This window comes from Cellulosimicrobium sp. JZ28, from assembly GCF_015327065.1.
GTDB classification, from domain to species: domain Bacteria; phylum Actinomycetota; class Actinomycetes; order Actinomycetales; family Cellulomonadaceae; genus Cellulosimicrobium; species Cellulosimicrobium funkei.
Window position 1 is genome coordinate 855550 of record NZ_CP017660.1, and the last position, 22426, is coordinate 877975.

Annotated in this window: 16 protein-coding genes; 10 read left to right on the forward strand and 6 right to left on the reverse strand. The window is 76.5% G+C overall.

All coding sequences use genetic code 11. From position 1 onward, the window contains the following. Positions 1–82 precede the first annotated feature (82 nt). Positions 83–922, forward strand: coding sequence for a PHP domain-containing protein (locus BJP59_RS03820; RefSeq protein ID WP_194522232.1), 840 nt, complete (start codon positions 83–85; stop codon positions 920–922). A gap of 7 nt (positions 923–929) precedes the next feature. After that, positions 930–1562 (forward strand): MarC family protein, encoded by a 633-nt coding sequence (locus tag BJP59_RS03825; protein WP_021482981.1) that lies wholly within the window; start codon positions 930–932, stop codon positions 1560–1562. Between the two features lie 84 nt (positions 1563–1646). On the opposite strand, the gene BJP59_RS03830 is transcribed toward BJP59_RS03825, so the two are convergent. Then, positions 1647–3473 (reverse strand): chitinase, encoded by a 1827-nt coding sequence (locus BJP59_RS03830; protein WP_194522233.1) that lies wholly within the window; start codon positions 3471–3473, stop codon positions 1647–1649. Positions 3474–3612: 139 nt separating this feature from the next. On the opposite strand from BJP59_RS03830, the gene BJP59_RS03835 reads away from it, so the two are divergent. Together BJP59_RS03835 and BJP59_RS03840 are read left to right on the forward strand one after the other, a co-directional pair. Next, entirely contained in the window at positions 3613–4347 is a 735-nt protein-coding gene (locus BJP59_RS03835; protein ID WP_194522234.1) for a FadR/GntR family transcriptional regulator, read from the forward strand. Next, positions 4344–5534 carry a CynX/NimT family MFS transporter gene (locus tag BJP59_RS03840; protein WP_194522235.1) on the forward strand — a complete coding sequence of 397 codons (1191 nt, stop codon included), beginning with the start codon at positions 4344–4346 and terminating at the stop codon, positions 5532–5534. The genes BJP59_RS03835 and BJP59_RS03840 overlap by 4 nt, the downstream gene beginning before the upstream one ends. Positions 5535–5624: 90 nt before the next feature. On the opposite strand, the gene BJP59_RS03845 is transcribed toward BJP59_RS03840, so the two are convergent. Continuing rightward, on the reverse strand, positions 5625–7292 hold the full coding sequence (locus tag BJP59_RS03845) for a DEAD/DEAH box helicase (RefSeq protein WP_168944665.1): 1668 nt from the start codon (positions 7290–7292) through the stop codon (positions 5625–5627). A gap of 241 nt (positions 7293–7533) precedes the next feature. Here BJP59_RS03845 and BJP59_RS03850 point away from each other — a divergent pair, with 241 nt between their 5' ends. Next, positions 7534–8247 (forward strand): ferritin-like fold-containing protein, encoded by a 714-nt coding sequence (locus BJP59_RS03850; RefSeq protein WP_061266904.1) that lies wholly within the window; start codon positions 7534–7536, stop codon positions 8245–8247. Between the two features lie 85 nt (positions 8248–8332). Here BJP59_RS03850 and BJP59_RS03855 read toward each other — a convergent pair whose 3' ends face one another. Together BJP59_RS03855 and BJP59_RS03860 are read right to left on the reverse strand one after the other, a co-directional pair. Continuing rightward, positions 8333–8557: a DUF3107 domain-containing protein gene (locus BJP59_RS03855; protein ID WP_034654117.1), complete on the reverse strand. Its 225-nt coding sequence runs from the start codon at positions 8555–8557 to the stop codon at positions 8333–8335. A gap of 94 nt (positions 8558–8651) precedes the next feature. Beyond that, positions 8652–9389: a TetR/AcrR family transcriptional regulator gene (locus tag BJP59_RS03860; RefSeq protein WP_086148870.1), complete on the reverse strand. Its 738-nt coding sequence runs from the start codon at positions 9387–9389 to the stop codon at positions 8652–8654. Between the two features lie 257 nt (positions 9390–9646). Between BJP59_RS03860 and BJP59_RS03865 the strand changes: the two genes are divergently transcribed. The 3 genes from BJP59_RS03865 to BJP59_RS03875 all read left to right on the forward strand — a co-directional run bounded on the left by BJP59_RS03865 (position 9647) and on the right by BJP59_RS03875 (position 17533). After that, on the forward strand, positions 9647–10420 hold the full coding sequence (locus BJP59_RS03865; RefSeq protein ID WP_228485257.1) for a DUF3152 domain-containing protein: 774 nt from the start codon (positions 9647–9649) through the stop codon (positions 10418–10420). Positions 10421–10484: 64 nt separating this feature from the next. Continuing rightward, the gene (locus BJP59_RS03870) at positions 10485–13949 is read left to right on the forward strand and encodes a PD-(D/E)XK nuclease family protein (RefSeq protein ID WP_336244601.1); all 3465 of its coding nucleotides are present in this window, start codon (positions 10485–10487) and stop codon (positions 13947–13949) included. Beyond that, on the forward strand, positions 13946–17533 hold the full coding sequence (locus BJP59_RS03875) for an ATP-dependent DNA helicase (RefSeq protein ID WP_336244602.1): 3588 nt from the start codon (positions 13946–13948) through the stop codon (positions 17531–17533). Before BJP59_RS03870 ends, BJP59_RS03875 begins: the two co-directional genes overlap by 4 nt. 12 nt (positions 17534–17545) lie before the next feature. Here the strand turns inward: BJP59_RS03875 and BJP59_RS03880 are convergent, their stop codons facing one another. Continuing rightward, on the reverse strand, positions 17546–18466 hold the full coding sequence (locus BJP59_RS03880) for a phosphotransferase (protein WP_076405353.1): 921 nt from the start codon (positions 18464–18466) through the stop codon (positions 17546–17548). A 120-nt stretch (positions 18467–18586) separates the two neighbouring features. On the opposite strand from BJP59_RS03880, the gene nudC reads away from it, so the two are divergent. Then, the gene (gene nudC / locus BJP59_RS03885) at positions 18587–19702 is read left to right on the forward strand and encodes an NAD(+) diphosphatase (RefSeq protein ID WP_228485258.1); all 1116 of its coding nucleotides are present in this window, start codon (positions 18587–18589) and stop codon (positions 19700–19702) included. Positions 19703–19831: 129 nt separating this feature from the next. Here nudC and BJP59_RS03890 read toward each other — a convergent pair whose 3' ends face one another. Next, positions 19832–20098 (reverse strand): mycoredoxin, encoded by a 267-nt coding sequence (locus tag BJP59_RS03890; protein WP_194522236.1) that lies wholly within the window; start codon positions 20096–20098, stop codon positions 19832–19834. A gap of 126 nt (positions 20099–20224) precedes the next feature. Here BJP59_RS03890 and BJP59_RS03895 point away from each other — a divergent pair, with 126 nt between their 5' ends. Continuing rightward, positions 20225–22279, forward strand: coding sequence for an ATP-dependent helicase (locus BJP59_RS03895; protein ID WP_194522237.1), 2055 nt, complete (start codon positions 20225–20227; stop codon positions 22277–22279). The last annotated feature ends 147 nt before the right edge of the window (positions 22280–22426 follow it).

Sequence of the window (22426 nt, forward strand, 5' to 3'; positions counted from 1 at the left end):
TGGGGAGGGGCCGCGCCCCGTGTGGACATCGTGTGGGGGTCCCGTGCCGCCGCCTCGGTGCGTCGTCACTATCCTGGTCCCCGTGCGCATCGACCTCCACACCCACTCGACCGCGTCCGACGGCACGGACGCCCCGGGGGAGGTCGTCGAGGCGGCCGCCGCGGCCGGGCTCGACGTCGTCGCGCTGACCGACCATGACACGACGGCGGGCTGGGCGCAGGCGACGGACGCGGCGCTCGCGCACGGGGTCGCGCTCGTGCGCGGCGCGGAGATCTCGGCCCGCTTCGGCGGCATCAGCGTGCACGTGCTGTCCTACCTGCACGACCCGGCGCACGCCGCCCTCCTGGCCGAGCTGGACCGCACGCGCGACGCGCGCACGAGCCGGGCCCGGCGGATGGTCGACCTCATCGCCGAGGACTACCCGATCACGTGGGAGGATGTGCTCGCCCAGACCGTCGCGGGGACGACGATCGGGCGACCGCACATCGCCGACGCGCTCGTCGCGGCCGGGCTCGCGCCCGACCGCTCCGCCGCGTTCGCGACCATCCTCGCCACGGACACCCCGTACTACGTGCCCCACTACGCGCCCGACGCCGTCGTGGCCGTGCGCGGGATCCGCGCCGCGGGCGGCGTGCCCGTCTTCGCCCACCCGGGCGCGGACGGTCGCGGCCGCGTCGTGGCCGACGCCGTGATCGAGGAGATGGCCGAGGCGGGGCTCGCCGGGCTCGAGGTGTTCCACCGCGACCACGACGAGCGTCAGCGTGCACGGCTCGAGGACCTGGCCCGGACCCTGGGCCTGTTCGTCACCGGGTCGAGCGACTACCACGGGGCCGGCAAACCGAACCGGCTCGGGGAGAACACGACAGCACCGACCGTGCTGGAGCAGATCGAGGAGCTGGGACAGTTGGACGTGATCCGATGATCGGACGATGAGCGAGTTCTTCGACGTCCGGCTCTTCACGGAGGTCTTCGTCACCCTGTTCGTCATCATGGACCCGCCCGGCACGGTGCCGGTGTTCCTGGGCCTGACGAGCGCGATGGGCGCCAAGCAGCGCAACCAGGCGGCGCGCACCGCGATCCTCGTGGCGTTCGGCGTGATCGTCGCGTTCGCGGTGTTCGGCCAGCAGATCCTCAGCTACATGCACATCTCGCTGCCCGCGCTCCAGACGGCGGGCGGCCTGCTGCTGCTCCTCGTGGCGATGGAGCTCCTCACCGGCAAGATGGAGGAGCCGCAGCCGTCGGGCAACAAGGGCGTCAACGTCGCGCTCGTGCCGCTCGGGACGCCGCTGCTCGCCGGCCCGGGCGCGATCGTCGCGACGATGGTCTTCGTGCAGCGCGCGGGGGAGCGCGGCGGGGGCGTCGCCGAGTGGGTCGCCATCGCGGCGGGCGTCGTCGCGGTGCACGTGTGCCTGTGGCTCTCGATGCGCTTCGCGAACGTCATCAACCGCGTCCTCGGCGACTCGGGCACGATCCTCGTGACCCGCATCGCCGGTCTGCTGCTCGCAGCCATCGCCGTGCAGCTCGTCGCCGACGCCGTGATCGAGTTCGTCCAGACCGCCTGACCTCGCGTCCCGCCGTCCGGGGCGACCGGCGTCCGAGGGCGAGGCCCCCGGACGCCGGTCGCGTGCGCGGTGGCGACCCGCTCGTCAGGGCCAGTACGCGTCGAAGCTCCGGGAGAACTCGCCGCCGTTGAAGCGGTCCCAGTTGATCGACCACGTCATGAGGCCGCGCAGCCCCGGCCAGCGCCCGTGGGTCCGGTACGACCCGCAGCCCGTGCCCTTCGTGAGGCAGTCCAGGGCCTGGGCGACCTGCGCGGGCGGGGTGTGGCCGTTGCCCGCCTGCGTGCTGGCCGGCAGGCCGATCGCGACCTGGTCGGGGCGCAGCGGGGGGAACATCTTCGTCGTGTCGCGCGCGACCGGGAAGCCGGTGAGCAGCATGTCCGTCAGCGCGACGTGGAAGTCCGCGCCGCCCATCGAGTGGTACTGGTCGTCGAGCCCCATGATCGGCCCCGAGTTGTAGTGCTGGACGTGGAGCAGCGTCAGGTCGTCGCGCAGGGCGTGGATGACCGGCAGATAGGCGCCGCAGCGCGGGTCCTGGCCACCCCACGGGCCGGAGCCGTAGAACTGGTAGCCGTTCTGGACGAAGAAGGTCTCCGGCGCCATCGTCAGCACGAAGTCGTCGCCGTACCGCGCCGTGAGCGACTTGAGCGCGGAGATGAGGTTGACGATCACGGGGGTGGTCGGGGAGCGGAAGTCCGTGTCTCCCGGGTTCAGGTACAGCGAGTGCCCCTCGAAGTCGATGTCGACCCCGTCCAGCCCGTAGGTGTCGATGATCGAGCTCACGGAGGCGACGAACGCGTCCCGCGCGGCGGTCGTCGTGAGCTGGACCTGACCGTTCTGCCCGCCGATCGACAGGAGCACCTTCTTCCCGGCCGCGCGCTTGGCGGCGACGGCGGCCTTGAACTCCGCGACCGACTCCACGTTCGGGCACTCGGTCCGCGGGCAGAGGCTGAACCGGATGTCGCCGGACGTGACGCTCGTCGGCTCGCCGAACGCGAGGTTGATGACGTCCCACGAGTCCGGGACGTCCGCCATCCGGACGTAGCCCGAGCCGTTGGCGAACGACGTGTGCAGGTAGCCGACGAGCGCGTGCGTCGGCAGCCCGGCGCCGGGTCCGCCCCCGGTGCCGCCGGTCGACGTGGTGACGGCGACGGCGGCGGAGCGGGGCGACTCGCCCGCGCCGTTGGTCGCGGTGACCTGGAAGGAGTAGGCGGTGGCGGCGGTGAGCCCGGAGACGGTGGTGGACGGGGCCGTGGTCGTGGCGACGCGGGTGCCGTCGCGGTAGACGGCGTAGCCGGTGGCGCCGGCGACGGCGCCCCAGGTGAGGGGCACGCTGGTGGCGGTGGGCGTCCCGGCGGTGAGGCCGGTGGGGGTCGCGGGCGGCTGCGCCGTGCCGCCGCCCGGGCCCACGAGACTGACGTCGTCGACGACGTAGGCCGGCTGGCCGTACCAGCCGTGCACGAAGACGGTCGCGGACGTCGCCGTCGCGGTCGTCGTGAAGGTCACGCTGAGCCGCTGCCAGGTCGCGGCCGAGGGCGTCCAGGTGGTGACGTCCTGCGCCGTCGCGCCGCTCGCCCCGAGGTACGCGTAGGAGCCCTGGACCCACGCGCTGAGCGTGTAGGTCGACGAGGGTCGAACGGCGACGGTCTGCGAGCAGCGCGCGGTGTCGGTCCCGGCGGGCGTGGCCCGGAGCGCCCCGCTCCCGGTGCGGGCCGGGCTCGTGACCTGCTGCCCCGTGGAGCCGGAGCAGGTCCACCCGGACAGCTCGGACTCGAACCCGCCGTTGACGGCGAGATCGGTGTCCGCGGCCGCGGCGGTCGTGGTGCCGGTGAGGAGCGTCCCGACGAGCGTGGCGGAGGCGACCAGGGCGAGGAGGCTGCGCAGTCGTCGGCGTCGTGACGGGATGGGGTCCATGGTGGTCTCGCTTTCGTCGTCGAAGGAGCGGTCCTGTCGCAAGGTCCTCGCGGTCCCGCGCGCTGGTCAACCCCCGTACGCGGGACCCCGTACGCCCGTCGCGAACCCCGAGGCAAACAGGGGATGTTAGGTTCTTTCGGTGAACCAGCCGATCAGTCCTCCCCGCAAGGTGTCGGAGCTCGTCGTCGAACGGCTCATGCAGCGCGTCGAGCGCGGGGAGTGGCCCGTCGGCACCCGCATCCCGGCCGAGCCGGAGCTCGTCGCCGAGCTCGGCGTCGGGCGCAACACCGTGCGCGAGGCCGTGCGCGCGCTCGAGCACGCCGGGATCCTCGAGCCGCGGCGCGGCGACGGCACGTACGTGCGCGCGGCCGACGGGCTCGACGCTGCCCTGACCCGGCGGGCCCGCACCACGGACGCGCTCCACGTGCTCGAGGTGCGCGAGATCCTCGAGCGCGGCGCGGCGCGCGCCGCCGCCGGGCGGGCTGACACCGTCGCGCTCCACCGACTCGACGCGGCGCTCGCCGCCCAGGTCGCGGCGCGCGACGGGGACGAGCAGGCTTTCCAGGCCGCCGACGTCGCCTTCCACGGCGAGGTCGTGCGCGCCGCGGGCAACCCCCTGCTGGCCGACCTCTACGACGGGCTCGACCACGCGCTCGTCCGCACGCTCCCGGCCGGCGGGCAGCGCCGGCACCACCGCGACGTCCCCGGTCACGAGGAGGTCGTCGCGGCGGTCCGGGCGGGCGACGCCGAGGCGGCCGAGGCCGCCGTCGTGGCGACGATCGACGCCGTGCGGGCGCAGCTCGTCGAGGCCGCCGCGGACGGTCCCGGTCGTGCCGACGCCGACACCGACGCCTCCGGCGAGGTCGAGGCGTGAGCGGGCTGCGCCGTCCGCTGGGGCTGGCCGCCGTCGTCGCGATCGTCCTCGCGGCGCTCAACCTCCGGCCGGCCGTGGTCGCGATCTCGCCCGTGCTCGGCGAGATCCGCTCGGACCTGGGCCTCAGCGCGACCGCGGCGGGCGTGCTCACGACGCTCCCCGTCCTGTGCTTCGGGCTCCTCGCGCCGCTCGCACCCGTGCTCGCGCGGCGCTGGGGGCTCGAGCGCGCGCTCTTCGTGAGCCTCGTGCTGCTGTGCGTCGGCTTCGGGCTGCGCCTCGTGCCCTCGACCGCGGGGCTGTTCGCCGGGACGGTCGTCGCGGGGTGCGCGATCGGGCTCGGGAACGTGCTGCTGCCCGCGCTCATCAAGCGCGACTTCGCCGACCGCATCGGTCTCATGACCGGCCTCTACTCGATGGCGCTCTCCGGCGGGGCGGCGCTCGCGGCGGGCCTGACCCTGCCCGTCGCGTCCGCGGCCGGCCTCGACTGGCGCGGCGCGCTCGCGACCTGGGGCGTCCTCGCCGTGCTCGGGGCGATCGTCTGGGTGCCGCCCGCGCTGCGGCCCGACCCCGCCGGCACGGTGGCGTTCGGACCCGGCACGGGACCGGCCGCCGCGCGGTCGGCGGTGTGGCGTTCCCCGCTCGCCTGGGCGGTCACCGTCGTCATGGGCATGCAGTCGCTGTCGTTCTACGCGGTCAACGCCTGGCTGCCCGAGATCATGGTCGCGCTCGGACGGACGCCGGAGGCGGGCGGCTGGCTCCTCGCGCTGTGCAACCTCGCGGGGATCGTCGGCTCGTTCGTGACCCCGGTCCTCGCCGGGCGCATGCCGCGCCAGCGCGGAATCGGCCTCGTGCTCGTGGTCCTCGTCGGCTCGGGGCTGCTCGGGCTCGCCGTCGCGCCCGGCGCAGCGGCGCTCTGGGTCGTGCTCGTCGGCCTCGGGCAGGGCGGCGGGATCAGCCTCGCGCTCACCCTCATGGCGCTGCGGGCGCGCGACGCCGCGCACACGTCCGAGCTCTCCGGCATGGCGCAGAGCGCCGGCTACCTGCTCGCCGCGACCGGCCCGCTCGGCCTCGGGCTCGCGCACGACGTCACCGGCGCGTGGACCCTCCCGCTCCTGCTCCTCGTCGCCGCGGCGGCCGTCCAGGGCGCCGCGGTGTGGTTCGCCGGGCGCGACGCGCACGTGCACTGACCCCGGACGCGACGGACCCCGGGTCGCGTCCCCCACGGTCTGGTGACCGTGAGGGCGCGACCCGGGGTCCGGCGTCGGGCCGTGGAGCGACTACTCGGCGGGCTGGGCGGTCGCCTCGGCGCCGCCGCCCTGCTGCTCGACCGGGCGGCCGCCGCGCGTGCGGCGACGGCTGCGCGACCGACGGCGGCGCTCGCCGCCCTCGGTCGCCGGGGCGCCCTCGGCCGCCTCGGTGCGCTCGCCCTCGGCACGACCGCCCGTGCGCTCGGTCTCGCCGCGACGCCCGCCCGAGCGGCCCTGGCCCCCGGACCGGCCCCGCTCGCCCTCGGAGCGGCCACGGCCGCCGTCGGACCGGCCGCCCTGGCGACCGCGCGACCCGCCCGCGGGCGTGTGCCGCTTGCCGGTCTCGCCGAGGTCCTCGATCTCCTCCGCCTCGAGCCCCGCGAGCGTGCGGCGCTCCTTGGGGAGGCGGCCCTTCGTGCCCTCGGGGATGTGCAGGTCGGTGTACAGGTGCGGCGAGCTCGAGTACGTCTCGACCGGCTCGGGGATGCCGAGGTCGAGCGCCTTGTCGATGAGCGACCAGCGGGGGATGTCGTCCCAGTCGACGAACGTCACCGCGGTGCCCTTGTTGCCCGCACGACCGGTGCGGCCGGTGCGGTGCAGGTACGTCTTCTCGTCCTCGGGGCACTGGTAGTTCACGACGTGCGTGACGTCCTCGACGTCGATGCCGCGCGCCGCGACGTCGGTCGCGACGAGCACGTCGATCTTGCCGTTGCGGAACGCGCGCAGCGCCTGCTCGCGCGCGCCCTGGCCCAGGTCGCCGTGGATCGAGCCGGCCGCGAAGCCGCGGTCCACGAGCTCGTCCGCGACCTTCGCCGCGGTCCGCTTGGTCCGCGCGAACACGATCGTGCGCCCGCGACCCTCGGCCTGGAGGATGCGCGCGAGCATCTCGACCTTGTCCAGCGCGTGCGCGCGGTAGACGACCTGCTCGATGTTCTTGACCGTCTGGCCGCCGTCGTCCGGGTCGTTCGCGCGGATGTGCGTCGGCTGCTTCATGTAGCGGCGCGCCATCGAGACGACGGCGCCCGGCATCGTCGCCGAGAAGAGCATCGTGTGCCGCTGCGCGGGCGTGCGCGCCAGGATCTTCTCGACGTCCGGGAGGAACCCGAGATCGAGCATCTCGTCCGCCTCGTCGAGGACCACGGTCGCGGCGCGCGTGAGGTTGAGGTGGCCCTGGTTCATCAGGTCGATCATGCGGCCGGGCGTCCCGACGACGACCTCGACGCCGCGCGTCAGCGCCTCGACCTGCGGCTCGTAGGCGCGACCGCCGTAGAGCTGGACGATGCGCACCGAGCGGCGCTTCGAGGCCGTGGTGAGGTCGTTCGCGACCTGGACGGCGAGCTCGCGCGTCGGGACGACGACGAGCGCCTGCGGCTTGCCGGGGGAGGGCAGCTCGTCGAAGCCGGGCTCGCCCGGGGCGACGACGCGGTGCAGCAGCGGCACGCCGAAGCCGAGGGTCTTGCCGGTGCCGGTCTTGGCCTGGCCGATGATGTCGTGGCCGGACATGGCGACGGGGAGCGTCATCGCCTGGATGGGGAAGGGCTGGACGATGCCCGCGTCGGAGAGCGCGTCGACGATCTCCTGGCGCACGCCGAAGTCCGCGAAGGTCGTGTTATCCGCGTGGACGCTCGCGGCGACGGACGTCGCGTCCGCGCTCACGTCCGGCGTCGCGTCGGTGGTGGTGGCGTCTGTGGTGGTCACTGGTGCCTCTGTCTCGTTCGGGCACGCGCGACCGTCGGCGGGCCGTCGGGGCCCGGAGCCGGGGAGGTTCCCGGTCGCGGTCGTGCGCACCTCGTGGCCGGCAGCCGATCGTGGGATGTCGTGGCCAGGCCCGCGCTGCGGACCGTGCCGTGCCGTCGTCGTACGCGTGACGAGCGTGAGGTCTGGACGACCGGGCAACCGATGTACGTCGGCCATGATATCGGAGAACTATCCTGGCCCGATGAGCGACGCCGAGCACGCGAGCCCCACGACCCTGCCCCCGGCGGACCACACCGACGCGGTGGAGCTGCTCGGCCTCGTCGCGTACACCGAGCTCGCGAGCTTCGGGCGCCTCGCGGGCGACGCCGCGCACGCGCCCACGCTGCGCCAGCGCCAGGCCCTGTCCCGCCTCGCGGCCGCGATGCTCGACCGGCAGGAGCGCGTGCTCGTGCGCGTCGAGGAGCTGGGCGGCGACCCGGCGGACTGCATGAGCCCGTTCGACGGCCTGTTCGACGACTTCGACGCGCGCACGAAGCCCAGCACGTGGTGGGAGGGCATCCTCAAGGGCTACGTGGGCCAGGGCGTCGCGGACGACTTCTGCCTCCTCGCGGCCCAGGGTCTCGACGAGCGCTCGCGCGACGTCGTCGTGGAGGCGCTCACGCACGACACCCCGTCGCAGCGCTACGCCCCGGTCATCGCCGAGGTCGCCGCCGAGGATCCGGTGCTCGCGTCGCGCCTCGCGCTGTGGGGTCGGCGCCTCGTCGGGGAGGCGCTCGGCGTCGTCGGCGACGTGCTGTCCAGGCGTCCCGCGCTCGCCCGGCTCGTGGCGGCGGGGGCCGAGCCGGTCGCCGCCGGCGGCGGGAGCGGGCCCGCGCCCGCGACGCAGTCCTGGGTGTTCGCGCGCCTCACGGCGGAGCACTCCCGGCGGATGGACCGCCTGGGCCTCGCGGCATGACGAAGCCGCCGCCGCGCCCGGGGGCGCGACGGCGGCACGTGACGGTCGGGGCCCCGAGGGTCGCCCGACGCTCGGACCTGCAGGCTCAGAGCGAGCCGAAACCGACCCGGCGCTGCTCCTCGGTGCCGATCTCGACGTAGCCGAGCGACGCCGTCGGGACGATCACGCGGCGACCGCGCGAGTCGGTGAGCTCGAGGGCGGGGGCGCCGCCGAGCGCGTCGGCGACCGCCGTGGCCACGGCCTCGGCGGTCAGGTCCGTGTCGACGACGATCTCACGGGCCAGGTTCTGCACACCGATCGTGACTTCCACTCAGCTCTCCTCACAGCGGCTGCGCCAGGCGCAGCGACGACGGGCCTCGGGCCGCCGGCGGGCGTCCCACCGGCGACAACGCGATCGATAGTAGTCAGATTCCCGTCGCCGACCCGCCGGGCGCGCTGGGGGCGCCCGACAGCGGCCGCCGCAGCATGCCGCGCACCCCGCGCCACACGAGGCGCGGCACGAGCCGGGTGACGTCGTCGGCCGTCGCGCCGCCGTCCGGGCGCACGACCTCCGTCGCGGCGGCCCGCCCGACGGCGGTGCACGTCCGGGCGACGACGAGCGCCTCGTCGGCGTCGAGGTCCGTGATGCGCACGAGCACGTCGGCGAACGCGCCGGCGATCGTCGTGTCCGGCGCGAGCACGCGCGCCCGGACGACCGGGTCCCGCATGACGTCGGACTCGAAGAGCAGCGCGGCCGAGCGGCCCGCCGCGCGCGCGTAGGCGACGTAGGCCCGCACGATGCCCTCGATCACGGCGAGCCCGTCGACCGCGAGGGCGTCGAGGTCGCCCGCGCGGTTCCCCGGCGCGGGCTCGCGGAACGGGTCCAGCGTCGCGTGTACGGCTCCCACGAGGCGTTCGCCCTGGTCGTCGACGATCGCGAGGTAGAGGTCGAGCTTCGACGGGAAGTGCCGGTACAGCACGGGCTTGCCGACCCCGGCACGGTCGGCGATGTCGTCCATCGAGATGTGGTGGTAGCCGTGGGAGGCGAAGAGCTCCTCGGCGATCGTGAGGAGCTGCGCGCGGCGCTCGTCGCGCGGCATCCGGGTGCGCAGTCCCGGGGGAGCGGCGGCCGCGCCGCGCGTGCGTCCCTCGGTGGCTCCCATGGGGGGAGGATACGGAAACCGCGGTTCGTGTCGACCTCGCGTCGCGAGGAGTGGGACGATGGGCGGGTGCCCGACAGACATACCCCCCGAACCGCCTCTCGACCGCCCGTGCCGGGGGTCGCGCGACGGGTCTGCGGCACGGGGCCGCGGTCGCCGCGTGCCTCGTCGTCGGCCTCGGCGGCGGTGCGGCGACGGCGGAGGTCTGGGACCTGGGCGGGGCGGCGGGCACCGCGGCCGCTCCCGCCGCAGACGTCCGCGTGGAGCCGCCGGCCCCGGAGCGCGACGAGTCGGCGGCCGTGAGCCGGTCGTCCGTCGAGCGCGCGGGCGCCGTCGAGCGGGGCCCGGGCCTCCTCGGCCCGATCGCGCCGCGCCCGGACGCGGTCACCGCGCCCGAGCCCGTCCCGACGACGGCGCCCGAGCCCCTCGCTGAGCCGGCACCCGTCGAGACGCCCGAGGCCCCGGTCGCGGAGCCGGGCTCCGGCCTGCTCGGGACGGTCGTCGTCGCGCCGGACCTCGGCGGCTCGCTCGTCGTCGTGCCGGGGGAGAGCCCCGCGCCCGGGACGGGCACCGTCCGTTCCGTCCGGGTCGAGGTCGAGGCCGGGCTCCCCGTCGACGGCGACGTGTTCGCCGCCGCGGTGCTCACGACGCTCAACGACCCGCGCGGCTGGTCGGTCCCCGACGGCGTGACGTTCTCGCGGACGGCGGCCGAGGACGCGTCGATCCGGGTCGTGCTCGCGAGCCCCGCGACGACCGACCGCCTGTGCGCCCCGCTGGCGACCGAGAGCCGCTACTCGTGCGGGAACTCGGTCACGGGTGCTGCCGTGCTGAACTTCGAGCGCTGGGTCCTCGGGGCGCCCGACTTCGGCGACGACCTCGCCACGTACCGGCAGTACCTCGTCAACCACGAGGTCGGGCACGTGCTCGGCCACGGCCACGAGGACTGCCCCGCGCCGGGCGCCGTCGCCCCGGTGATGGTCCAGCAGTCCATCTCGGCCCAGGGCTGCCTGACGAACGGCTGGCCCGTCCCGTAACCGCCCGGCGCCACGCCACGCCGGGCGCACGACGGTGTGGGTGGCGCGTGATGGGATCGGGTCCGTGCCCCGGACGACGACCGCCCCCCGCCTCGTCGCGCGGCCTCGCGAGCTCGAGGCCGACGCGGTGCTCGACGACTCCCAGCGCGCGGCGCTCGCCGCCGCGGCCGGCCCCGGGGCCACCCTCGTGGTGGGCGCACCCGGGACGGGCAAGACCCTCGTCGCGCAGGAGGTCGTGCTCGCGGCCCTGCGCGACGGCGTCGCGCCCGAGCGCGTGCTCCTCCTCGCCGCGTCGCGCCGCGCCGCCGCCGCGCTCCGTGACCGCCTGTCGGCCCGCGCGCGCCGCACGGTCGGCGCGCCTCTGGTGCGCACCGCCGCGTCCGCGGCCTTCGCCGTCCTGCGCGAGCGCGCGGCCGCGCTGGGCGAGCCCGCCCCCACGCTGATCTCCGGCCCGGAGCAGGACCTCGTGCTCGCCGAGCTCCTGGAGGGCCACCTCGACGGCGGCCTCGCGCACCTCGGCACCCCGCTCGCGCTGCCCGCGGGCCTGCCCGAGGAGGCGCTCGGTCTCCGGGGGCTGCGCCAGGAGCTCCGCGACCTCCTCATGCGCGCGGCGGAGCGCGGCCTGACCCCGGCCGACCTCGCCGCCCTCGGCGAGCGCTACGACCGCCCGGAGTGGTCGCTCGGCGCCCAGCTCTTCGCGGAGTACCTCGACGTCACCGCCCTGCGCACGGGCACGCCCGACGCCGGGTCGCGGTTCGACCCGGCGATCGTCGTCGACGAGGCCGCGGAGGCCCTGCTCGCCTGGGACGACGAGGTGCCCGACGCCGCCCGGCCGCGCTGGGACCTCGTGGTCGTCGACGACTACCAGGAGGCGACGGTCGCGACCGCGCGCCTCCTGCACGTGCTGCACGACGACGGCGCGCGCCTCGTGCTGCTCGGCGACCCCGACGCCGCGGTGCAGACGTTCCGCGGCGCGAGCCCGGGGCTCGTGGGCCGGGCGTCCGCCCCGGCACGGCGGGACGGCGCGCGCCGGGGCGAGCTGGGCGCGCGCGTCGCCGTGCTGGGCACCGCCTGGCGCCAGAGCGCGCCGCTGCGCGAGGTGACCCGCCGCGTGACCGCGCAGGTCGGCACCGTCGCCGGGGCGGTGCACCGTGGCGCCGCGCCGCGCGCCGCCGACGGGCGTCCGGGCGAGGCGGCCGACGTCGGCCCCGGCGCCCCGCCCGTGCAGGTCGCGGTGCTCTCGGCCGTCGCGCAGGAGGCCGCGTTCGTCGCCCGGGAGCTGCGTGCGGAGCACCTGCTGCACGGCACCCCCTGGCACCGGATGGCCGTCGTCGCGCGCACGGGGACGCGGCTCGCGGCGCTGCGCCGCGAGCTCGTCGCCGCCTCGGTCCCCGTGACGCTGCTCGGCTCCGACGTCCCGCTGCGCGACGAGCCGGCGGTCGCGCCGCTCCTCGCGGCCGTGCGCGTGTGCGTCGCCGACGCGGAGGACCGCGAGACCCTCGACCCGTTCACCGCGGCGGCGCTGCTCACGTCGCCCGTGGGCGCGCTCGACGTCGTCGCGCTGCGCCGTCTGCGCCGCGCGCTGCGGGCCGAGGAGCTCGAGGGCGGGGGCGGGCGCTCGTCCGACGCGCTGCTCGTCGAGCTGCTCCTCGACCCGGCGCGCGCCGCGACGCTCCCGCCCACGGTGCGCCGCGGGCCGGTCGCGGTCGCCCGGGCGCTCGCGGCGGGGCGGGCTGCGGCGGCCGAACCCGGGGCGACGGCGCAGACGGTCCTGTGGGCGGTGTGGGCCGCGACCGGTCTCGCGGAGCGCTGGCGCTCGGCGGCGCTCGACGGCGGCCCCGCCGGGGCGCGCGCGGACCGTGACCTCGACGCGGTGCTCGCGCTGTTCCGCGCCGCGGAGACGTTCGTCGACCGCATGCCGGGCGCGCCCGCCGGGGCGTTCGTCGAGTACCTCGCCTCGCAGGACCTGCCCGCCGACTCGCTCGCGGCGAGCGCGAGCGGGGCCGACGCCGTCGCGGCGCTCACCCCGGCCGGTGCGGCCGGGCGCGAGTGGGACGTCGTCGTGGTGGCGGGCGTCCAGGACGGCGTGTGGCCCGACCTCCGGCTGCGCGACTCGCTGCTCGGCTCGCAGGCGCTCGTCGAGCTCCTCGCCGGCCGCGCCCAGGACGCGCACGGGGTCGGTTCGCAGGCGCGCGCCCAGGTGCTCGCCGACGAGCTGCGGGCCTTCGTCGTCGCGACGTCGCGTGCGACGCGTCGCCTCGTCGTGACGGCCGTGCAGGACGCCGAGGAGGCGCCGTCGGTGTTCTGCGACCTCGTCGTGCCGCCGTCGGCGCCCGAGGGCCCCGACGGCACGGACGGTCCCGACGGGCGTGGTCCCCAGGACGGCCCGGGCGCACCCGCGGCGGGCGCCGGCCCGGTACCCGTCGGTCCCGCGGCGAGTTCCGGTCCGGCGCCGGTCGGACGCGCACCCGTCGGCCCGGGGTCCGCGGACGTCGGGGGCGGGCAGAGCGAGCCGGCCGAGCCCGCCGAGCGCCGGCACGTGCGCGTCGGGGCGCCGCTCGACCTGCGCGGGCTGGTCGCCGCGGCCCGCGGCGTCCTCGTCGAGGCCGCGGCGCGCGAGGTCGACGGCGCCGGAGCGTCCGGGCCGGACGAACGCGCCGTCGCGGCGGCGACCCTCCTGGCGGACCTCGGTGCGCTCGGCGTCGCGGAGGCCCGTCCGGAGACGTGGTACGGCGTGGCGGGCGTGTCGAGCACGGCGCCGCTGCGCGGTGCGGAGGAGACCGTCACGGTGTCGCCCTCGAAGGTCGAGACCGTCTCGACCTGCCCGCTGCGGTGGTCGCTCGAGGCGGCCGGCGGGACGGCGCCCGACGCGACGCACCAGAGCCTCGGCACGCTCGTCCACTCGATCGCCGAGACCCACCCGTCCGGGTCGCTCGCCGAGCTGCGCGCGGAGCTCGACCGCCGGTGGGCGGAGCTCGCGCTGCCCGACGGCTGGCCCGCGCGCCAGCTCCGGCGCCGGGCCGAGCGCATGGTCGAGAAGCTCGCGGCCTACGTCGCGCAGGCGGGCGAGCCGCTCCTCGTCGAGCCGTCGTTCGACGTCACCGTCGGCCGCGCCCGGCTGCGCGGCACGATCGACCGGGTCGAGGCAGCGGGGGAGGGCTCGGTCCGCGTCGTCGACCTCAAGACCGGTCGGCGCACCGCGACGAAGGCGGAGGGCGCGGAGCATCCCCAGCTCGGTGCCTACCAGCTCGCGGTCGAGGCGGGCGCGCTGGACGTGCCGGAGGGCACGCGCAGCGCGGGCGCGCAGCTCGTCTACGTCGGGAGCACCCATGTGGGCCCCGCCGTCGTGGCGCAGCCCGCGCTGGAGCCGGAGCCCGACGGGTCGAGCTGGGCGCGCGACCTCGTGGAGGAGGCCGCCGGCACCATGTCGGCGGCGACGTTCACCGCCCGCCAGAACGGGCTGTGCGAGATGTGCCCCGTGCGCCGGGCGTGCCCGGTGCAGCCCGAGGGCAGGAGGGTGGTGGCGTGAGCAGCGAGCTGTTCGAGCTCCCGGAGGCGGGCGCGAGCGGGCCGACGGTGCGCCTCGTCGCGGCCGACGGCCTCCCGGTCGAGAGCGCCGACGCCCCGGGCGACGGGCACCGGGCGGCGGAGGCGCCGCAGCCGACGCTCTCCGCGACGCGGATCGCCGACCTCCTCGGACGTCCCCGCCCGACCCCGGAGCAGGTCGAGGTGATCGAGGCGCCGCTCGAGCCGACGCTCGTCGTCGCCGGGGCCGGCTCGGGCAAGACGGAGACGATGGCGGCGCGTGTCGTCTGGCTCATCGCGAACGAGCTCGTCCCGCCGGACGCGGTGCTGGGCCTCACGTTCACGCGCAAGGCGGCGGGCGAGCTCGCGGAGCGCGTCCAGGTGCGGCTCGCCCAGCTCGCGCGCGCCCGGGGCGGGGCGGCGTCGGCGCTCTCGTTGCTCGACCGGCCGACCGTCGCGACGTACAACGCGTACGCCGCGTCGCTCGTCGGCGACCACGGGCTGCGCGTCGGCGTCGAGCCTGGGGCCCGCCTTCTCGGGGAGGCGCAGCAGTGGCAGCTCGCGTCCGAGGTCGTGGAGTCCTGGGACGACGACCTGGGCACCGACCGCGCGCTGAGCACGGTCGTCGCGGCGGTGCTCGGCCTCTCCGGCGCGCTCGGCGAGCACCTCCTCGACCCCGTTGAGGCGCGGGACCGCCTGGCCGAGATCGTCGAGCAGCTCGACGCGCTCCCGCTCGGGCCGCGGCAGAAGGCCCGGACCAAGGAGGTCGAGAAGCTCGTCGGCGACGTCGCGGAAAGGGTCCGGCTGCTCGACGTCGTCGCGGAGTACCGCCGCCGCAAGCGCGCGACCGACTCCCTCGACTTCGGCGACCAGGTGGCGCTCGCGGCGCGGCTCGCGCGCGAGGTGCCCGTGGTGGGGGAGACCGAGCGCGCCCGCTTCCGCGTCGTCCTCCTGGACGAGTACCAGGACACGTCGCACGCGCAGGTCGAGCTCCTCGCGGGGCTGTTCGGCGGCGGGCACCCCGTGACGGCCGTGGGCGACCCGCACCAGTCGATCTACGGGTGGCGCGGCGCGAGCGCGGGCGGCCTCGCGCGGTTCCCCGACCGCTTCCCGCGCGCGGGCGGCGACAGCTCGGCCGTGCGCTTCCTCTCGACGTCGTGGCGCAACGACGCCGCCGTCCTCGCGGCGGCGAACGTCACGGCCGGTCCGCTGCGCGGTGCCGTCGCCGGCGGCCGGGGCGACCGGGTCGAGGTGCCGCCGCTCGCGCTGCGTCCCGGCGCGGGCCCGGGCGCGGTGGCCGCGCACGTGGCGGCGACCGCCGAGGAGGAGGCCGCGGCCGTGGCCGAGCGCGTCGCCGCGCGTTGGCGCCCGGCGAGCGCGCCGGGCGGGCGCGTCACCGCGGCCGTGCTGTGCCGCAAGCGCAGCCAGTTCGCGGCGGTCGAGGTCGCGCTGCGGCGGCGCGGGCTCCCCGTGGAGGTCGTCGGCCTCGGCGGGCTGCTCACGACGCCCGAGGTCGTCGACGTCGTCGCGCTGCTCGAGGCCGTGCACGACCCCTCGCGCGGCGACGCGCTCGTGCGTCTCCTCACCGGGCCACGGCTCAACCTCGGCGCCGCCGACCTGCACGCGCTCGGGAGCCGCGCGGCGGACCTCGCGCGGCTCGAGGGCGCGCTCGGCTCGCGCCGTCGTGCGCCCGCCGCGGAGGACGCCGAGTCGGGGCTCGTGGTCGTCGAGGGCGACGTGGCCGACCACCGCTCGATCGTCGACGCGCTCGACGACCTCCCGGAGCCGGGCGAGCCCGCGGCGGACGGCCGCACGCTCTCCGCGGAGGGCCACGCGCGGCTCTCCGCGCTCTCCCGGACCCTGCGCGCGCTGCGCGGTCTCACCTACCTGTCGCTCCCGGAGCTCGTCGTCGAGGCGGAGCGGGCCCTGGGGCTCGACGTCGAGGCCGTGACGAACGAGGCGCTGCTCGCGTCGCGGCGGCTCGTCGACCCGGAGGCCGTGAGCGACCGGGCCCGCGAGCACCTCGACGCGTTCCGCGACGTCGCCGCGACGTTCACGCAGACGGCGGACGTCGTGACGCTCGGGGCGTTCCTCGCCTGGCTCGGGGTCGCCTCGACCCGGGAGAACGGGCTCGACCTGCCCGTGCGCGAGCCCGACCCGGACGCGGTGCAGGTCATCACCGCGCACGCCGCGAAGGGTCTCGAGTGGGACGTCGTCGTGGTGCCCGGGCTCGTGGACGGCGTGTTCCCGACCACTGCGCAGTCGTCGTCGGGCGTGCGCGCGGACAGCGGCTGGCTCACCGACGTGAGCCAGCTCCCGTACCCGCTGCGCGGCGACGCCGCCGACCTGCCGGAGTTCCGCTTCGACCTCGCGGCGGACACGAAGGAGCTCGTGGCGCGGCGCGACGAGTTCCGCGCGGCGAGCGGGGAGCACCAGCTCGCCGAGGAGCGACGGCTCGCCTACGTGGCCTTCACGCGCGCGCGACGCGAGCTGTACCTCACGGCGTCCTGGTGGCAGACGGGCTCCCGGCCGCGCGCGCTGTCGCCGTTCCTCGTCGAGCTCGTCGAGGCGGGGGTCGTGACGGCCGACGGGTGGTCGGCACCGCCCGGCCCCGACGACTCCAACCCGCTCGAGGACGTCGAGGTGACCGGGACGTGGCCCGTGCCCGACGACGCTCCCGGCGGGTCGGCGCGGTCCGTCCTGCGGGACACGGCGGTGGCCGTCGAGCGTGCGGCGGCCGAGCGGGCGGCGGCCGAGCCTGACGCGGCGGGACGCGGCGCGGCGGACCGTGCCGCGCGCGCCGGGGCCGGGGCGGTCGACGCCGTGCCCGGGCGGGGGAGCGTGGACGACACGGGCGGCCCCGCCGGTCTCACGGCGCCCTCGGGAGTCCTCGTCGATGCCGAGGGGCGCGACCTCGTCGCGCTCGCGCGCGTCCTGCTCGCGGAGCGCGCCGAGCGCTCGGGCCGGGAGGTCGAGCTGCCGGCGCACGTCTCGGCGTCGAGCCTCGTGCGGCTCGCGGCGGACCGCGACGAGTACGCGCTCCACCTTCGCCGCCCGGTCCCGGTCGAGCCCACGGTCCACGCGCGCCGGGGTACCCGGTTCCACCTGTGGGCCGAGCGCTACTTCACGACGTCGTCCCTGCTCGACGTCGAGGACCTCCCCGGGGCGGACGACGACGACCTCGACCCCGACGCCGACCTCGAGACGCTCCAGCGGACGTTCCTGTCCTCGGAGTGGGCCACGCGGACACCGGTCGCGGTCGAGGTCGACGTCGAGACGCCCGTCGGGGCGACGGTCCTGCGGTCGCGCATCGACGCGGTGTTCCCCGAGCTCCCCGAGCACGCGGGCGGGGCGCGCGACGCCGTCGTGGTCGTCGACTGGAAGACGGGGCGTGCGCCGTCCGACCCGGAGGCGCGCAGCGTGCGCGAGGTGCAGCTCGCGGTCTACCGGCTCGCGTGGTCGCGCTGGACGGGGGTGCCGCTCGAGAAGGTGAACGCCGCGTTCTACTACGTCGCGTCCGACGAGACCGTGCGTCCGCGCCGCCTGCTGGGCGAGGCCGAGATCGAGGCGCTGCTGGTCGCCGACTGAGCCGGCGACGCCTCAGTCGTCGGCGTCCTGCGTCGCCTCGTCGAGGTCGGCCAGCATGTCGAGGGCGTCGGCGACCACGTCGTCGAGCCCGTTGCGCACGCCGTGCAGGAGCCAGCGCGCGAGCGCGAGCTCGCCGACGAGGAGCGCACGGTCCAGCAGGTGCTTGTCGGTGAGCTCGGTGCGGCGCAGCTGGTACGCCTCCATGATCGAGTCGACGGCCTCGGGCGGTGCCGAGACGAGCAGCCACGCGAGGTCGTCGGCGGGGTCCGCGACGCGCGCGCTCGCCCAGTCCGTCACGGCGACGACGCGTCCGCGGGCGACGAGCACCTGCTCCGGTCCCAGGTCGCCGTGCACGACGACCGGCTGGAACCGCCACAGCGAGACGTCCTCGAGCGCGGTCTCCCAGCGGCGCAGGAGCGTCGGCGGCACCTTGCCCGTGGCCGCGGCCTCGTCGAGCTCCGCCATGCGGCGCGCGCGGTACTCCTCGACCTCGTAGCCCGGCAGGCCGGCGTCGTCGACGATCGCGCGCGGCAGCTCGTGGACCGACGCGAGCACGCGGCCCAGGTCGGCCGCGAGGCCCGGTCCGGGCCGCAGGCTGTCGACGTCGAGCGGCTCACCCTCGAGCGCGGGGTGCACGACGGCCCGCCCGCCCTCGGGCAGGAGCGCGGTGCCGCTGACGCGCGGCACGGCGAACGACAGCACCCCCGACTCGGCGTAGTGCTGCAACGAGCCCAGCAGCTCCGCCTCGGCCTCGAGCGCGGCGCCGGCCTGGAGGCTGCGGGGTGCGCGCACGGTCCAGCGGGCGCCGTCGGCGTCGGTGACGACGGCGGTGTCGTAGTCGCCCGGGTCCTCGACGGGCCGCGCGCTGCGGGCGTCCAGGCCGGGCACGGCGGCGGTCGCGAGCGCGGCGAGGGTCAACGGAGAGCGAGGCACGCGACCACGGTAGTCGGTCCCCGCACGCGCCCGGTCGACCCACGCCGTCCGACGCCGCACCCCGCCCCGCGGCGCCGCGCGCAGGCGGGTGGCTCGGCCGGGGGTGGCCTACGGTCGGGGGTGAGCACCCCTGCCGCCCGGCCGTCGTCGGGCACGAGCGACCCCGCCGCGGCCCCGGACCGACCCACGACTGCGCCGCCCGGCACCCCGACCGACACGGGCCCCGGGCCGGGCGCCCTGCCGCGCACCCCGCTGGACCGCCTCCCGCTGCCGCTCGACGGCGCGTTCGTCGACCGCGCGGAGCACCGCCGCGCGGAGCCGGACCTCGTGCGCACGCTGCGGTCGCAGCCGACGACGCGCGTCCTGCTGGTCCACCGCGGCCGGCTCGCGCTCGGCGGCCCGGGCGCGGCGGACGGCGTCGCCCTCCTGGACCCGGCCGAGCTGCGCGACGTCGACCCGGCGACCGACGACGACCAGGGCCGCTGGCTCTTCCTCGGCGAGGGCGACGGCACGGCGTACCTCGCGCTCGTGCTGCCCGACGACGCCGACGCCGAGGAGGTCGACATCGAGGGTGTGGACGCCGCCGAGCCGTTCGCCGTGCTCGCGCGCGAGCGGACGTGGTCGGGGCTGCGCGACCTGGTCGGCGAGGTCGGGGCGCCCGTCGCGGGGCTCGCGACGGAGGCGGTCGCGCTCGCGGCGTGGCACGCGAACCACCCGCGGTGCCCGCGCTGCGGCGGTCGGACGACCGTCGAGAAGGGCGGCTGGACGCGCCGCTGCGTGGCCCAGGGCGTCGAGCTGTACCCGCGCACGGACCCGGCGGTCATCATGACGGTCGTGCACGGCGAGGGGGCCGACGAGCGCCTGCTCCTGGGGCACGCGGCGCACTGGCCGGAGCGGCGGTTCTCGACCCTCGCGGGCTACGTCGAGCCCGGGGAGTCGCTCGAGAACGCGGTGCGGCGGGAGGTCGCGGAGGAGGCGGGCGTCGTCGTCGGCGACGTGGCCTACCGGGGGAGCCAGCCCTGGCCGTTCCCCGCCTCGCTCATGCTCGGGTTCTCGGCGCGCGCGCTGACGACCGAGCTGCACGTGGACGGCGTCGAGCTCACCGACGCGCGCTGGTTCACGCGGGCCGAGCTGGCCGACGCCGTCCGGTCGGGCGAGGTGCTGCTGCCGGGCCGGTCGTCGATCGCGCGGGCGCTCGTCGAGGACTGGTTCGGCGCGCGCCTCGCCGACGACTGAGGGTGGCCCAGGTGGCCCAGAGCGGCGGGCGGCGAGGGGCGGCGCGGCGCACCGCCGTCGGGCCGTCCGTGCTCGGGGACGCGGAAGGGCCCGGTCCGGACGTCCGGACCGGGCCCTCCTGCGGCCGCGTCAGGCGGCGAGGCGCTTCTTGACCTCCGCGAGGGACGGGTTCGTCGCGGCGGAGCCGTCCGGGAAGACGACGGTCGGCACGGTGCGGTTGCCGTCGTTGACGGACTCCACGAACTCGGCGGTGCCGGGCGTCTCCTCGACGTTGACCTCGGTGTAGCCGATGCCCTCGGAGTCGAGCTGCGTCTTGAGGCGGCGGCAGTACCCGCACCAGGTCGTCGAGTACATGACGATCGAGCCGGCGTCGGGAAGGGTCGGGGCGGTGCTCATCGAGGGCTCTCCTGCTGCGGTTCCGGGCGGCGCGTGCCGCGGGCGGTCGGGTCGTGACGGTAACACCGGGGGAGCGCGGGCTGTTCCCCGCCCGCGTGTCACCGGGGGCTGCGAGAATCGCGGGTGATGTCCACGCCACCGGTCTCACGCCCGCTCGCCCACCGCTCCGCCGACGAGATCCTCGACGCGCTCGACCCCGACCAGCGCGACGTCGCGGTCGCGCTGCGCGGGCCCGTGTGCGTGCTCGCCGGCGCGGGGACGGGCAAGACGCGCGCGATCACGCACCGCATCGCGTACGGGGTCCGCACGGGCGTGTACGTGCCGACGAGCGTGCTCGCCGTGACGTTCACGGCGCGCGCGGCGGGCGAGATGCGCACGCGGCTGCGCGAGCTCGGCGCGACGGGCGTCCAGGCGCGCACGTTCCACGCGGCCGCGCTGCGCCAGCTCGGCTACTTCTGGCCCAAGGTCGTCGGCGGGGCGCCGCCGCGCATCCTCGAGCACAAGGCGCCCGTCGTCGCGGAGTCGGCGCGGCGGCTCGGCGTCGGGGTGGACCGGGTCGCGGTGCGGGACCTGTCGTCCGAGATCGAGTGGGCCAAGGTCTCGCTCGTCACCGCCGACGACTACGTCCGGGCGTGCGAGGCGATCGACCGCGAGCCCCCCGCCGGCTACGACCACCAGACCGTCGCGCGCCTCCTCACGGCCTACGAGGACGTGAAGACCGAGCGGTCGGTCATCGACTTCGAGGACGTGCTCCTCATGCTCGGCGACATGCTCGCGACGCAGGGCACGGTGGCCGACGAGGTGCGGCGCCAGTACCGCCACTTCGTCGTCGACGAGTACCAGGACGTGTCGCCCCTGCAGCAGTTCGTGCTCGACCAGTGGCTCGGGGGGCGCGACGAGCTGTGCGTCGTCGGGGACCCGTCGCAGACGATCTACTCGTTCACCGGCGCGACGCCGCACCACCTCCTCACGTTCTCGCGCACGCACCCCAAGGCCCAGGTGATCCGCCTGGTGCGCGACTACCGCTCGACGCCGCAGGTGGTGAACCTCGCGAACCAGCTCCTCGCGCGCGCGGGCCGCGCGGGCGGCGCCCACCAGGCGCTCGAGCTCGTCGCCCAGCGGCCGGCCGGGCCGCCCGTCGCCTTCACCGCGTACGACGACGACGAGGCCGAGGCGAGCGGGATCGCGCAGCGCATCGGGCGGCTCCTCGCCGCGGGCACGCGCGCGAGCGAGATCGCCGTGCTCTACCGGACCAACGCGCAGTCCGAGGCCTTCGAGTCGGCGCTCGCCGACGCGGGCATCGGCTACCTGGTACGGGGAGGGGAGCGCTTCTTCCAGCGCAAGGAGGTGCGCGACGCGATCGTCCTCCTGCGCGGCGCGGCGCGCTCCGCCGACCCGGACGTCCCCATGCCCGAGACGGTGCGCGACGTCCTGGCCGCCGCGGGCTGGGCCCCGGCGCCGCCTGCCGCGCGCGGCGCGGCGCGCGAGCGCTGGGAGTCCACGCAGGCGCTCGTCGCGCTGGCCGACGACGTCGCGGGGCTCGCCGCCGCGTCCGACGCCCCGGCCCCGACCGTCGCGGCCTTCGTCGCCGAGCTCGACGAGCGCGCCGCCGCGCAGCACGCCCCGACGGTCGAGGGCGTCACCCTGGCGTCGCTGCACGCGGCCAAGGGGCTCGAGTGGGACGCCGTCTTCCTCGCGGGGATGAGCGAGGGGCTCATGCCGATCTCCCTCGCCGAGACGGACGAGGCGGTCGCGGAGGAGCGCCGGCTGCTCTACGTCGGCATCACGCGGGCGCGCGAGCACCTCGAGCTCTCGTTCGCGCGCTCGCGCAACCCGGGCGGCCGGGCGACGCGCCGGCGCACGCGCTTCCTCGACGGGCTCTGGCCCGACGAGCCCGGCGCGCGCGGGCCGCGGCGTGCTCGCGCCGGGCAGGCGAAGGTCCGGCTCACGGGGGAGTACGACCAGGCGCTGTTCGAGGAGCTGCGCGAGTGGCGTCGCCAGGTCGCGCAGGAGACGGACAAGCCGGCGTTCACCGTGCTCGTGGACTCGGCGCTCGCCGCCATCGCCGAGACGCGCCCCACGAGCCCGGCCGGGCTGGCGCGCATCAACGGTCTGGGGCCCGCGAAGATCGAGCGGTACGGGGCCACGATCCTCGAGATCGTGCGCCGTGCGGAGGGCTGACGAGGCGCTCTGCCCGGCCCTCGACGAGGGCCGGATGAACTCGTCGAAGAAATTCCCGTAAATAAGTTGTGCCTCCTGCGAAGGGCGGCATATGGTCGACGAGTCCTGTTGGGAAGGGGCGCGCCGAGAGGCGGGCGCCTGATGGAG

Bases quoted from the DNA above. Each gene is read 5' to 3' on its own strand.
- BJP59_RS03825 (WP_021482981.1), top strand. From the start codon at position 930: ATGAGCGAGTTCTTCGACGTCCGGCTCTTCACGGAGGTCTTCGTCACC.
- BJP59_RS03830 (WP_194522233.1), bottom strand. From the start codon at position 3,473: ATGGACCCCATCCCGTCACGACGCCGACGACTGCGCAGCCTCCTCGCC.
- BJP59_RS03850 (WP_061266904.1), top strand. From the start codon at position 7,534: ATGAGCGACGCCGAGCACGCGAGCCCCACGACCCTGCCCCCGGCGGAC.
- BJP59_RS03860 (WP_086148870.1), bottom strand. From the start codon at position 9,389: ATGGGAGCCACCGAGGGACGCACGCGCGGCGCGGCCGCCGCTCCCCCG.
- BJP59_RS03890 (WP_194522236.1), bottom strand. From the start codon at position 20,098: ATGAGCACCGCCCCGACCCTTCCCGACGCCGGCTCGATCGTCATGTAC.
- BJP59_RS03895 (WP_194522237.1), top strand. From the start codon at position 20,225: ATGTCCACGCCACCGGTCTCACGCCCGCTCGCCCACCGCTCCGCCGAC.